We start from the raw sequence: 13,495 nt of genomic DNA on the forward strand, positions 1-13,495 counted from the left end.
AAGGAAAAAGTTATGCGTCAATCTATAGGTGACTGGACCCGAAGTGGATCTCCCTGGGTCTGGCTGAATGCTGGTGCTGTAGCCATCAGTGTGATTATGGTAATTGGTCTTCTGATTCTGATTGCATCGCGCGGTCTGGGGCATTTCTGGCCTGCAGCGATCATGGAAGCAGATGTCCGTGCCCCGGACGGCTCCCGATACCATATGGTGGGAGAAAAAGTTGAAGCTGTCACCGTGCCTGCTGAGCAGGTACGGGCAGCAGGTATTGATGTTCCGGCAGGTCAGGAAACGGTTGATCGCTACCTGATGAAGATTGGTAACCGTGATGTATATGGTTCTGATTTCCGCTGGGTGATTGCCGATCACATTGAGCAGATCTCTCATCCGGAGAGCCTGATTGCTGTTGAGCGTCGTGAATGGGGTAACTACTACGGTTATCTGCTGGCGCTGAAAGAAAACGGCCAGGTGATTGCTCAGCAGGGGAAAGGCGAGAATAAAATCTGGCCTGAATTTGAGAAACGTATTGAGCGGGCTCTGAATATCCATGATGAGATCTATCAGATCGAAAAGCATGACATTGGCCGCATCAATTACACGATCGAACGTCTTCGCCTGAAGCAGCGTAGTCTGGAACTGAAAGGTAAGGATACGGCACAGAATCTGGCAGAAATTGATGCAGAACGTGCTCAGCTGAATGCTGAGTATGAAGTTCTGCAGGCTAAGCTGGCGGATCTGTACGTTGCAGCCAACCGTGACAGTTTTGTTGCTATGGCGATGAACGGCGCAGAAACTGAAGTGTCTCTGAGTAAAGTCGTACGTGCCTTCCAGCCTAATATGATGGGACTGGGCGATAAAATGGCTTTCTATGGTGCCAAACTGTGGGAATTCATGACGGATGAGCCTCGTGAAGCGAATACTGAAGGCGGGATCTTCCCGGCGATCTTCGGTACCGTGATGATGGTTATCCTTATGTCGATTCTGGTGACGCCTTTTGGGGTTGTAGCAGCTGTTTATCTGCGTGAGTACGCCAAACAGGGCTTTATCACCCGTATGATTCGTATCGCAGTGAATAATCTGGCCGGTGTTCCTTCGATTGTATACGGTGTGTTTGGCCTGGGCTTCTTTGTCTACTTCCTGGGCGGTCATATTGATGACCTCTTCTTCCCGGAAGCACTGCCTGCGCCAACCTTTGGTACTCCTGGTCTGATGTGGGCCTCTCTGACACTGGCACTGCTGACGGTACCGGTTGTGATTGTGGCGACAGAAGAAGGCCTGGCTCGTATTCCTCGTTCGGTGCGTGAAGGCTCTCTGGCACTGGGTGCGACTAAAGCAGAAACACTATGGCGTGTGGTACTGCCAATGGCGAGTCCTGCGATGATGACCGGTGTTATTCTGGCGGTCGCTCGTGCTGCAGGTGAGGTAGCGCCTCTGATGCTGGTGGGTGTGGTCAAACTGGCACCAAGTCTGCCACTGGACGGTAACTATCCGTTTATTCACCTGGATCAGAAATTTATGCACCTGGGCTTCCATATCTATGATGTGGGTTTCCAGAGTCCGAACGTTGAAGCGGCTCGTCCGCTGGTTTACGCCACAGCCTTGTTGCTGGTGGTGGTAATTGCACTGCTGAACCTGAGTGCAATTGCAATTCGTAACCATCTGCGTGAGAAATATAAAGCTCTGGAGATGTAATTCCGGGTTAAACAGGCTCTGGCCAGAAACGTATTGCCGGAGCCTGTGGTTCGAGAAGATGACAACCATCTCTGAGCCGGTCGCAGATTAACGCGCAATTTTACTAAAGCGCAGATAGACTGAATTTAACGAATTTAAAGAGAGTGTTCCCATGGAAGCTCAGACGGCAATGAATAATACTGACGCGCAACAAGATACCAAAAGCCACAGCATCGATATTTCATCCATGAACCGTGGCGGTGAAGAGTTGTCTCTGGAAAAAGAGACGGTCTGTATGCAGGTGAAGAACATGGACCTCTTCTATGGTGAGAAGCAGGCCTTGTTTGGCGTGAATATGACGATTCCTAAGCAGCGCGTAACGGCGTTCATTGGTCCATCCGGTTGTGGTAAGTCCACTCTGCTGCGCAGTCTGAATCGAATGAATGATCTGGTGGATGGCTGCCAGATTAAAGGTGAGATTAACCTGGAAGGCCAGAACATCTATCAGAAAGGTGTTGATGTGGCTGAGTTGCGTCGTCGTGTCGGAATGGTATTCCAGAAGCCTAATCCGTTCCCGAAATCAATTTACGAAAACGTAGCCTACGGCCTGCGTATTCAGGGCATTAACAACAAACGTATCCTGGATGAGACCGTTGAGTGGGCACTTAAGTCCGCGGCTTTATGGGATGAGGTTAAGGATCGTTTGCATGAAAGTGCACTGGGTATGTCTGGTGGTCAGCAGCAGCGTCTGGTAATTGCCCGCACTATTGCGGTAAAACCTGAGGTACTGCTGCTGGATGAGCCAGCATCGGCACTGGATCCGATTTCGACACTGAAAATCGAAGAGCTGATTTACGAACTGAAAGACAAGTTCACTATTGCGATCGTAACCCACAACATGCAGCAGGCTGCACGTGTATCGGATTACACCGCGTTTATGTATATGGGTAACCTGATTGAGTTCGGTAACACCGATATGCTGTTTACTAATCCTAAGGAGAAGAAGACTGAAGACTACATCACCGGCCGTTACGGTTAAGTCCGGTCCGCTTTTGTAGGACGCGTTTCTGACATTCAGTTTTTTTATCTGCCTGAACAGAATCCTTTCCCTTGCCTGATTGCCCGGGTATGACTGCAAGGGGATGCTCATAAGGTAAGGTTTGTTCGGGTTTATTTTACGAGGGATTATTTATGGAAATCACGACCGATACTCATAGTCATCACATCTCCCAGCAGTTCAATAATGAGCTGGAAGATCTGAAAACCCACCTGCTGGCTATGGGTGGCCTGGTAGAAAAGCAGGTTCAGGATGCGATTTATGCGCTGACCGAAGGCGATAGTGCTATTGCCGAAGAGGTACGTGCCAATGATCGTGCGATCAATGATATGCAGATCCGTATCGATGAAGAGTGCACTCGTATTCTGGCTCGTCGTCAGCCTGCGGCTAGTGATTTGCGCCTGGTTATGGCTGTAACCCGTGCGACCTCTGATCTGGAGCGTGTCGGCGACGAGGCTTCTAAAATTGCCCGCCATGCCATTAAGCTAGCTGAAGAGGGTGAGCCGCCACGGGGCTATATTGAGACGCGCCATATCGGTAATCATGTACGAAATATGATTAAAGATGCACTGACTGCATTTGCCCGGTTTGATACTGAGCTGGCGCTTAAAGTGGCTCAGGAAGATAAATCAGTGGATCTGGAATACCGCTCAGCGATGCGGGCTCTGGTAACCTTTATGATGGAAGATCCTCGTTCGATCAGCCGGGTACTGAACGTGATCTGGGTACTGCGTTCTCTGGAGCGTATTGGTGATCATGCTAATAATATTGCGGAATATGTTATCTATCTGGTGAAGGGTATGGATGTTCGTCACTCTACGCCGGAGAGTATTGAGGAACGTCTGTCCGAGTCATAATTTGTCAGGAATACAGACTGTTACGAAAAAGGGTGCCCGAAAGGCACCCTTTTTTATTGATGTTTTTATAATAGAGCTTAGTCTGCGTCAGATTAAGAGTATTTACTCCTGTTTCATGTGGTGAAACACCTCTGGCGAGGCTACGATAGCCACCTGCTTTAACTGGCTAATCTTCAGAGGATTCAATAATGAACAATACCGTTGCGGGGCCTGCCGCTATTCTGGCTGGATTCCGTATGATTTTTACTCCGGGCCTGAAGCGGTTTGTGATCATTCCTATGATCTGCAATGTCCTGCTGCTGACTTTCTTTATCTGGTTTGGCTATGGTCTGTTTGATCGCTGGGTAGATGGCTTTATTCAGTCGCTACCGGAATGGCTGAGCTTTGTTGAGTGGCTGATCTGGCCACTGGTGATCATTATGACTATAGGCTTTGTCATCTATGGCTTTAATGCGACTACTGCCCTGATTGCTGCCCCTTTTAATGGCCTGCTGGCGGAAAAAGTGGAGCAGCATTTACGTCCGGGTGTCAGCTTTCCACAGGAAAGCATGTCAGAGCTGGTGGTAAGGGCATTACAGCGGGAATTACAGAAACAGTGGTTTTTCCTGAAAAGAGTACTGTTATTGCTCCTGATCAGTTTTATCCCCGGCCTGAATATCATTAGTCCTGTATTATGGCTACTCTTTTCGGTCTGGATGTTGTCTGTTCAGTATCTGGACTATCCCATGGATAACCATCAGGTTGGCTTTCACGCTATGCAACGAGAGCTGAAAAAGCGCTGGTGGCATACTATGGGCTTCGGCTTTACGGCATGGGGCTGCATGTTTATTCCTCTGATCAATCTGTTATTGATGCCTGCGGCTGTCGCAGGAGCGACCTGGCTCTGGGTGAATCAGTATTCTGAGCCGTTTTCACTGGAGGGTGGGTCTGATATGAAGGATGTTTCTGAAAAGTTATGAAAATAGCAAGAATACTGATTGTCGATGATGCCAAGTTTACCCGTGATCTGATGGTAAAAGCGGTGAAGGCCGAATACCCGAAATTTGAAGTGGAAGTAGCTCAGGATGGCCGTAAAGCTCAGGGTATGCTGGGGCGTGCCCGTTATGATCTGGTGCTGTGTGACTGGGAAATGCCAGAAATGTCTGGCATTGAGTTACTGACCTGGCTCAGAGAAGAGGAAGACAACCGGAACCGGGATGTCCCCTTTGTTATGGTGACCAGCCTGGGGGATAAAGAGTATGTACTGGAAGCAGCAGAACATGGGGTAACGGATTATGTTACCAAGCCCTTTAATAATGAACAGCTGAGCAGTAAGGTCACTAAGTACCTGGTCAAGCAGGGTATTATCAGTAAAACAGAGCTGGCAGAGCAGCTGAAAAAGCGGGATCGTATGCTAGGTGGTGGTGGCACTGCCAATGTGCTGACCCAGAAACAGGGAATGCCTTCCGGTTCTGGTGTACATTCTTCTGTGAGTCATGGCATCCATCCGGCTAAACGGGTTCGCGGTAAGGCTATGCTGCTATTTGGTACTGAAAAGCTGCCAGTGATGATCCGTGAACTGAGTACTCAGGAAGTAGTGCTGATGCTTCGGACAGATATGTCACTGCCTGCGATGTTTCAGAAGGTGACCGTGGGCTTTCTTGCCGGTCAGGGAGACAACCAGCAACGCCTGAGTACAAAAGGCTCGGTGATTATGCTGCAGGCGCTGGAAAAGCGGCTGGATGCTGAAGTGGTTTATGCCGGTATCCGTTTTACCGACCTGGATGATAAATCTCAGAAGACATTGTCCCGGATTATCGGCTTAATGAGTCACTAGTTTCCAGATCTGTTATCTGAATAAAAAAATCCCGGATAAACGGTATTATCCGGGATTTTTTATGTCCGGTTAACTCAGACCAATGGCAGATTTACCTGAGAGACTCCCGACTATCCTGCGATGTCATCAGGTCGGATAAGGCCGGTGTTGCCGCTGCCGTCTCTTTATGCTGATGCTCCTGATCCCAGTGCAGGCGATGCAGAGGGAACAGGCAGATAAAACGGGAGCCTTTTTCCAGTTCGCTTTTAATTTCCATACGGGCGTTGTGACGAATCAGTACATGCTTCACAATTGCTAATCCAAGCCCTGTCCCGCCGGTTTCTGCCGAACGACCTTTATCGACCCGATAAAAGCGTTCTGTCAGGCGGGGCAGATGTCTGGGGTTGATGCCCGGCCCATTATCTTCCACCGTGAGGGTCGCCCCCTGGCTGGTTTCCTGCCAGCGAATGATAATGCTGGATTCCGGTGGCGTATATTTGACTGCGTTAAATACCAGATTGGACACGGCACTGCGAATCTCATTTTCTGAACCTATCACCTGGGCATCACACTGATTATCAATCAGAATGTTATGCGCCTTTTCCCCGCTGAGCAGCAAGGCATCCTGACGAATACTGTCAATCAGGCGGTCCATTTCGATATGTTGCTGCTGACCTTCGATATCCGTTGTTTCCAGGCGTGATAGCAATAGCAGGTCATTAATGATGTTCTGCATACGCCGGGACTGCTGTTGCATCTGCTGAGTTGCACGTCCCCAGCGTGGTGGTAGCTGGTCACTGAAGTCAGCAAAGGTTTCCAGATAACCATTGATCACTGTCAGTGGAGTACGCAGCTCATGGGATACGTTGGCGACGAAATCTTTGCGCATCTGCTCCAGGCGGTGCAAGCGGGTGACATTTCTGACCAGCATCAGGCGTTCATTCCGCCCGAAGATGGTGATCTGATATTCCAGTATCAGATTATCATCCATCGGTGAGGCCAGAGTCAGGGGATCATGGTAATCCTGACGATCATAATAAGCGATAAAGCGAGGATCACGTAACAGGTTGGTTATACCCTGGCCTTTATCAGCAGGTGAACGCAATCCCAGCAGTGTTTCTGCGGCGTTATTCCACCACTCCAGGTTACCGTTCTGATCTATCATTACGACAGCATCTCGCAAAGCCCCGCTGGAGCGCTGTACTTTACTTATGATATCGATCAGGCGCTGTTGATTCTGGTGATGGCGTTTCTGGTTATGATACAACTTGTCGAACAGATAGCCCCATATTCCCCAACTCTCAGGGGGGGACTGATCCGGGCTGCCCTCCAGCCACTGATCCAGACGCATCAGAAAACGCAGAGCAAACCAGAGATAAAGCGCCAGTACTGTACATATTGCCCAGGCGATGGATCCGGAGATCCAGCCAACGACTCCGGCAAACAGCAGGATATACAGAATACGAGTCAGTTCATTTCGCCAGATATGGGTCACAGTAAAGCCGTCTTAGTCAGAGCCGAAACAAAGTGTGATTAAACTTTCACAGAGAAACGGTAACCAGTGCCGCGAACGGTCTGTACCAGATGCTCATGTTTTTCACCAAGCGCTTTACGGAGACGACGAATATGTACATCCACTGTACGCTCTTCAACATAAACATTGCCACCCCAGACCTGATCCAGTAGCTGGTTTCTGGTGTATGCACGTTCCTGATGGGTCATAAAGAATTGCAATAAGCGGAACTCTGTTGGGCCTATTTCCAGAGGTTCTCCATGAGAAGTGACCCTGTGGCTGGCCGGATCCAGCACCAGACCATCGACTTCAACCGGATCTTCAATACCCTTCGGAGTCGTTCTGCGCAGAACCGCTTTCAGGCGGGCAACCAGCTCGCGAGGGGAAAACGGCTTGGTGATATAGTCATCCGCACCGGCTTCCAGTCCCTGAACTTTGTTATCCTCTTCACCTTTAGCCGTCAGCATAATGACGGGGGTTTCTGCCGTCAGAGGATCCCGCTTCAGGCGGCGGGCCAGCTCTACACCACTGGTACCGGGCATCATCCAGTCCAGAAGGATCAGATCCGGACGCTTGTCAATAACCAGAGCATGAGCCTGTTGGGCATTTTCTGCCTCCAGACAATTGTAATCGGCCATTTCCAGAGCTACGGCAATCATCTCACGGATCGGAGCTTCATCATCCACGATCAGGACAGTTTTTCCTGTCATTGCGTTATCCCGTCATTCGGTTATGTCATCAATATTGCACATATTACAGCGAGTAAATATGACAATAAGATGACATCGGCTGAACTGATTGCTCTGCCCGTATATCTGAGTTGTGAATATCAGGCCCGGAGCAGGCAGATATTAAGCCTGTAAAGTATAGTCCAGGATGATACCGGCCAGGATGAGTAAGCCAGCCCAGTGGTTGTTCAGGAAAGCTTTAAAGCAGCTTTCTCTTTCTCTTTGCCAGATCAGCTTACTCTGGTAAACGAATAACAGGATGGCACCGGATAGCCCCAGATAGAAGTACAGCCCCAGCTCTTTCATACCGGCTGTAATGATCAGTGCTATAACAGCCAGAATCTGTAACAGAATAATAATATGACGATCAAGATCCCCGAACAGAATGGCGGTGGATTTAACGCCTATCTTCAGATCATCATTACGATCAACCATCGCGTACTGGGTATCATATGCTGTAGTCCATAGCAGGTTGGCAGTAAACAGCAGCCAGGCTTCTACTGGAACCGTGCTGGTCTGAGCAGCATAAGCCATGGGAATGGCCCAGGAGAAGGCCGCACCCAGTACGACCTGAGGCAGATGAGTATAGCGCTTCATAAATGGATAGATAAAGGCCAGTACGATACCTCCCACAGAGAGCATAATGGTGAGCGTATTCGTCATCAGTACCAGCAGAAAAGCGATGACTCCCAGAACGGCAAACAGATACAAGGCTTCTTTAGCCGTGATAGCACCGGTTGCCAGTGGCCGTTCCCGGGTGCGCTCGACATGGCCATCAACTTTACGGTCGGCAAAGTCATTGATCACACAACCGGCAGCACGCATCACATAAACGCCCAGGACAAAGATAACCAGAACCCGGATATCCGGTAAGCCTTCGGCGGCAATCCACAGTGCCCACAACGTTGGCCAGAGTAGCAGATATGTGCCAATGGGACGGTCAACCCGCATCAGTTTCAGGTAGTGTGGGAGTTGCTTGATAATATGCTGGTGAAGAGGTCGGTCAGTCATAGCGCGATCAGAATCCGGGCTTCAGATCTGGCAGGTTGCTGTGATCGGCAAAAGGCTCGAGAAACAGCTCTGTGACCAGAAGTGGTGCTTGATGTATTTCGAAAATTGAACGGCGTCCCCAGATAAAGTCAGTTGTAAATCGGTTATTTTTTCTGGTGATCTGAATCGGTGCACGCCGGATATGGGAGTATTTAAACAGAACCGAACCTAAAGAGCGATTGCCCAGACGCATCAAATGGCGATTTCCTGCGTTTAATGTGGATAGAGGAATGACGGTACGGGCAAACACCCAGGGTTGTTCCTGGCCATACAGAATGACTTGACGAATCAGAGCATATTGCTGACTGTGCATGCCCAGCAGACTGGCTTCATTCAGCGCCGGTTTCAGTATCTGCTGATCTGTTTTCTCCACCCGGAAAATTTGCTGGCTTTCAGCCTGAAGACGCCGGGTCAGGGATGAGGGATTCATCAGCCAGTCATGCCATTGACTATCCGGTCTCTGGTGTCCGGGAGCGTGAGGACTGGTCCAGTGCAATTGATCCCAGGCCGAGCGCTGAATAGCTGCCTGGGAACGGAATAACCGAAGATTCAAATCTTACCTCTGATATACCTGTAAAATAAGGCCTGCGATTCTACCACAGACCTGAAAAAACCTTTGCATCCGCCTGGGGGGACTGCTTAAATAACTGTCGGTTATACGGATCTGATAAAGACATAATAAAGAGGAAAGCGCATGCGTAAGCCTGAACTGGCAGCAGCCATCGCAGAGAAAGCGGAGCTGTCAAAAGATAAAGCCAATGAAGTACTGAATGTTGTTCTGGACGAAATTACAAGCGCAGTAGCCAAAAATGATTCTGTAGCTCTGATTGGTTTCGGCACTTTCTCTGTACGTGAGCGTAGTGCACGTATGGGTAAAAACCCTCAGACAGGTGAAGCGATGGAAATTCCGGCCAGTAAAACTGTCGGATTTAAGCCTGGTAAGAAGCTGAAGGATGCCGTTGACGGTTAAGTTTTGCAGCCTGCATAAAGTATGAAAAAACCGGAACGCTGACTTCCGGTTTTTTTATATCTGCTCTTGCTTTTTTCGAGAATTAGTCCTATTTACCGGCCTTTTCCAGTAATTCGGCCAGTGACCCCAGCTCTTCTGTAAAGTCTGCCAGACTGTCGACAGCCTGTTGAATGGTTTCTCTTTCCAGCCCAAGACGGTTCAGTAAAGGTCCGGGTAACTTACCGACTTTCAATTCTCCATCTGGTTGTACCAGCTGGTTAACGGTATACAACAGGTTGGCATAGGAGTGATGCAGTCCTTCATAAGAGGCGTTATGCAAATGACGTACGGCGCTGCAGATTTCTTCTGGCAGTCCCCAGGAGTGAAACAGAAAGCTGGCAATCTGTTCACGGGTGATGCCGAATAAAAAGCGTTCTATGTACATGGCCGGTACATGAGGGTTAGCTTCCTGGTAGCGGCAGTACTGAGAAAAATAGGGTGGAAAAATCTCTGCGATAATCAGATAGCCAAAGTTATGCACCAGACCTGACAGGTAACACAGGCCAGCAAAAGGGCGCTTTTCTTTCGGGATCTTCTTGACCAGTTTTTCCATCAGCAGAGCTTTCAGCACTGCTTCACGCCAGTAATTATGGTAACCAAAAATACCGTCGCCCGGCATTTTCAGGTTTTTACTCATGGACAGGCCCAGAGACAGGTTCATGGTCAGATCAAACCCCAGCACCCGGATAACAGCATCCTGGATTGAGCGAATCTGTCCAGGCAGGCCGTAGTATGGTGAGTTAGCCCAGCTGATGACCTGTGAAGCCAGACTGGGGTCTGCTTCAATAATAGAAGCCAGTTCATCGGAGTCTGCATCTTCATCGTCTCTGAGCTGGATAATATTATGTGCACTCAGAGGCAAAGGGGGGATTTCAATACTCTCGGCCAGCCGGGTCCGGATACGTCGGGAAGTGATCGTTTCAATGGCTGCCTTAATTTCCAGTTCATCCTGATCAACCGCTGTCAGGTTGGGGCGGATAGATACCAGAGGAATACTGAAAGCTTCAATACGCCCACCCTGATGAATGATGTCCAGGTATTCTTCTTTAGTAAACTCCAGCAGCCATTGAGGATGCCCTGATTCAGTATAAAGCAGGTCATTATCCAGACAACGCTGGTCTGCAATCAGCTGGTAATCCAGTATACCAGGCAAAGCAGGGACGGATTGTAGCTTTTTACGCTTCATCAGAGACTGCTTGGCTTCAGGCGTGATGGCCCGGTAGCCTTCATATAGCTTCATATCCAGCAGACAGTGGGCCGGAAATGCCAGAATATGCCGGGTGCCTTCTTTTCCTTCCAGAATGGTCGAGCGAATCAGCTGCCGGGGAGTTGCCCTGTTTCTGGGAACCAGACGTTTTTTCAGATCTTCTGGGAAGTCAGTCGGCTGGGTAGCACGCTTGATGCAATCCGATAGTTGTTTAGTGATTCCCTCTGTGGACATAACTTTCTCCGGCAAAAAACTTTGGCAAGTATAACTGACTATTTTCGATTGTTTGAGATTCATGTCGAATTTTGAAGATGTATTTTTAAGTTTTATCCTACAGACAATCGTTTTTTTTGTGGTAAAGGGAGGAACTGATCAATAAATATAAGACTCCCCCCTGGATGGAGGTATTACACCTGAGCATATTGCTCTGCACCACTCAGCCAGCGCTGGATCAGAGGTTCCGGGTGTTGAGGGTAATGCTTAATCAATCTGATCGCGGCCTGGTTGACCTCGTCCAGAAGATATTGATCTCTGACCAGATCGGCAATTTTCATCTGTGCCAGTCCGGTCTGACGGGTCCCCAGTACTTCTCCTGGGCCTCTGAGTTCGAGATCTTTTTCAGCAATGACAAAGCCATCCTGAGTATCACGCATCACAGCAATACGGGCTTTTCCGTTACGGGATAGAGGTGTGTGATACATCAGCACACAGTAGCTTTGCTGGTTGCCGCGTCCGACACGCCCTCTTAGCTGATGCAATTGTGATAACCCCAGGCGCTCAGGGTTTTCGATAACCATCAGTGTTGAATTAGGGACATCCACACCGACCTCAATCACCGTTGTTGCGACCAGTAACTGAAGCTCGTTCGCCTTAAAGCGTGCCATGATTTCTGCTTTTTCCCGTGCTTTCATACGGCCATGAACCAGACCAATTCTGAGGCCCGGCAGTTTTTCCTGTAGCTCTGCAAAAGTACTCTCTGCTGCCTGACACTGCAGAGTTTCAGAATCTTCGATCAGTGTGCAGACCCAGTAAGCCTGTTTGCCTTCATGACAGGCAGCGGCAATGCGGTCGATCACCTGATCCCGACGGGTATCTGCCAGAGCAACGGTTTCAATGGGAGTTCTGCCTGGTGGCAGTTCATCAATAACAGAGGTATCCAGATCCGCATAGGCACTCATAGCCAGTGTGCGGGGAATGGGAGTCGCAGTCATAATCAGCTGATGGGGATAAGTATCGCCCTGACGACCTTTTTCGCGCAGGCTCAGACGTTGATGCACGCCAAATCTGTGCTGCTCATCGACAATCACCAGACCTAACTGACAAAATTCGACCTGTTCCTGAAACAGCGCATGAGTCCCCACTGAAACCGGGCAGCCTGAGGCTATTTTATCCAGTTGTTCCTGTCGAGCTTTACCTTTCAGCTTTCCGGCCAGCCAGGCAACATCAAGCCCCATTGGGGCCAGCCATTGCTGAAAGCTATGGTAATGCTGCTCAGCCAGAATTTCGGTTGGGGCCATCACCGCCACCTGAAAGCCGGCACTGACCGCTTTGAGTGCGGCCATGGCAGCAACCAGGGTTTTACCGGCCCCCACATCTCCCTGAACCAGGCGCAGCATAGGGCTGCTCTGAGTCATATCCTGGTTGATTTCACTGATAACCCGGGTCTGGGCGCCGGTCAATGGGAAAGGAAGCTGATCTGTCAGTTGTTGGCACAGATCCTGACCACTGCTAAAGATCGGGGCCTTGTGGTGCTTATGTTCCTGACGCAATTTCAGCAGACTGAGCTGCTGAGCGATGAGCTCTTCCATAATCAACCGTCTCTGGCTGGGGTGTCTGTATTCACTGAGTGCATCGACCGGTGCATCTGGCGGTGGTTCATGCAGCAGTTGCAAAGAGGTCTTCAGATCCGGCAGATCCGGAAAGAGTTCAGCAGGCAGCCAGTCCGGTACTTCTGCTTTGTTCAGTTCACTTAATGCCAGACTGATCAGCTGGCGCAGACGATTCTGAGTCAGGCCGTCAGTCAGGGGATAAACCGGTGTCAGGTGATCGGCCAGTTCAGGGGGCTGATCGGTCTGTACCAGCTGGTATTCCGGATGGTACAGCTCCAGTCCATTAGCTCCGGGGCGTGCTTCTCCATAGCAGCGTACCAGTACGCCTTTGCGAAATTGCTTTTGCTGAGCGGCATTAAAGTGGAAAAAGCGCAAGGTGATACTACCGGTACCGTCCTGCAGGCGAACAATCAGTGCCCGGCGTTTCCCCGTTACGACATCGGCCAGTGATACCTGTCCTGCCAGCACGACCTCATCTCCACGCCGCACAGCGCCCATAGGAGTGATTCTGGTTCTGTCCTGATAGCGCAGAGGCAGATGAAACAGCATATCTTCAATGGTATAAATGCGAAGTCTGGCCAGTTTTTCTGCCAGCGCAGCACCCACGCCTTTCAGGTGGGTCACAGGTTTATTCAGACTGTCAGTGGTCAGTGCTGGCATAAAGTCCCCATAGCATTTACAGCTGCGATGTGGTTAATTTGAATGTATCGGTGGCGTATGCTGTCAGATAACGTCTGAATAAGCATACAGTATTTTGCAGATAATATACGCCTGAAGCTGGT

General features: G+C 49.7%; 12 protein-coding genes. 6 read left to right on the forward strand and 6 right to left on the reverse strand.

Features of this window, described 5'->3' with window-relative positions:
• Positions 1-12 precede the first annotated feature (12 nt).
• The 5 genes from pstA to H4O21_RS17305 all read left to right on the forward strand — a co-directional run bounded on the left by pstA (position 13) and on the right by H4O21_RS17305 (position 5,398).
• Entirely contained in the window at positions 13-1,689 is a 1,677-nt protein-coding gene (gene pstA / locus H4O21_RS17285) for a phosphate ABC transporter permease PstA (RefSeq protein WP_182810134.1), read from the forward strand.
• Between the two features lie 151 nt (positions 1,690-1,840).
• A complete protein-coding gene (gene pstB, locus H4O21_RS17290) occupies positions 1,841-2,707 on the forward strand; it encodes a phosphate ABC transporter ATP-binding protein PstB (RefSeq protein WP_305082234.1) in 867 nt (288 codons plus the stop codon).
• A gap of 152 nt (positions 2,708-2,859) precedes the next feature.
• Positions 2,860-3,582 (forward strand): phosphate signaling complex protein PhoU, encoded by a 723-nt coding sequence (gene phoU / locus H4O21_RS17295; RefSeq protein WP_182810135.1) that lies wholly within the window; start codon positions 2,860-2,862, stop codon positions 3,580-3,582.
• 188 nt (positions 3,583-3,770) lie between these two features.
• Positions 3,771-4,541: a sulfate transporter CysZ gene (gene cysZ, locus H4O21_RS17300; RefSeq protein ID WP_182810136.1), complete on the forward strand. Its 771-nt coding sequence runs from the start codon at positions 3,771-3,773 to the stop codon at positions 4,539-4,541.
• Complete coding sequence (locus H4O21_RS17305; protein ID WP_182810137.1) at positions 4,538-5,398, forward strand: response regulator; 861 nt, start codon at positions 4,538-4,540, stop codon at positions 5,396-5,398. The genes cysZ and H4O21_RS17305 overlap by 4 nt, the downstream gene beginning before the upstream one ends.
• A gap of 91 nt (positions 5,399-5,489) precedes the next feature.
• Here the strand turns inward: H4O21_RS17305 and phoR are convergent, their stop codons facing one another.
• The 4 genes from phoR to H4O21_RS17325 all read right to left on the reverse strand — a co-directional run bounded on the left by phoR (position 5,490) and on the right by H4O21_RS17325 (position 9,221).
• Positions 5,490-6,872 carry a phosphate regulon sensor histidine kinase PhoR gene (gene phoR, locus H4O21_RS17310; RefSeq protein WP_182810138.1) on the reverse strand — a complete coding sequence of 461 codons (1,383 nt, stop codon included), beginning with the start codon at positions 6,870-6,872 and terminating at the stop codon, positions 5,490-5,492.
• Positions 6,873-6,910: 38 nt separating this feature from the next.
• Positions 6,911-7,600, reverse strand: coding sequence for a phosphate regulon transcriptional regulator PhoB (gene phoB / locus H4O21_RS17315; protein WP_182810139.1), 690 nt, complete (start codon positions 7,598-7,600; stop codon positions 6,911-6,913).
• Between the two features lie 141 nt (positions 7,601-7,741).
• Positions 7,742-8,629 (reverse strand): 4-hydroxybenzoate octaprenyltransferase, encoded by an 888-nt coding sequence (gene ubiA, locus H4O21_RS17320; protein ID WP_182810140.1) that lies wholly within the window; start codon positions 8,627-8,629, stop codon positions 7,742-7,744.
• A gap of 7 nt (positions 8,630-8,636) precedes the next feature.
• The gene (locus H4O21_RS17325) at positions 8,637-9,221 is read right to left on the reverse strand and encodes a chorismate--pyruvate lyase family protein (RefSeq protein ID WP_182810141.1); all 585 of its coding nucleotides are present in this window, start codon (positions 9,219-9,221) and stop codon (positions 8,637-8,639) included.
• 141 nt (positions 9,222-9,362) lie between these two features.
• Here H4O21_RS17325 and H4O21_RS17330 point away from each other — a divergent pair, with 141 nt between their 5' ends.
• A complete protein-coding gene (locus H4O21_RS17330) occupies positions 9,363-9,638 on the forward strand; it encodes an HU family DNA-binding protein (RefSeq protein WP_182810142.1) in 276 nt (91 codons plus the stop codon).
• An 88-nt stretch (positions 9,639-9,726) separates the two neighbouring features.
• On the opposite strand, the gene H4O21_RS17335 is transcribed toward H4O21_RS17330, so the two are convergent.
• Positions 9,727-11,118: an HDOD domain-containing protein gene (locus tag H4O21_RS17335; protein ID WP_182810143.1), complete on the reverse strand. Its 1,392-nt coding sequence runs from the start codon at positions 11,116-11,118 to the stop codon at positions 9,727-9,729.
• A gap of 173 nt (positions 11,119-11,291) precedes the next feature.
• Entirely contained in the window at positions 11,292-13,373 is a 2,082-nt protein-coding gene (gene recG, locus H4O21_RS17340) for an ATP-dependent DNA helicase RecG (protein WP_182810144.1), read from the reverse strand.
• Positions 13,374-13,495: the final 122 nt, after the last annotated feature.

The sequence above is a fragment of the Oceanospirillum sediminis genome (assembly GCF_014164585.1).
GTDB classification, from domain to species: Bacteria; Pseudomonadota; Gammaproteobacteria; order Pseudomonadales; family Halomonadaceae; genus Oceanospirillum; species Oceanospirillum sediminis.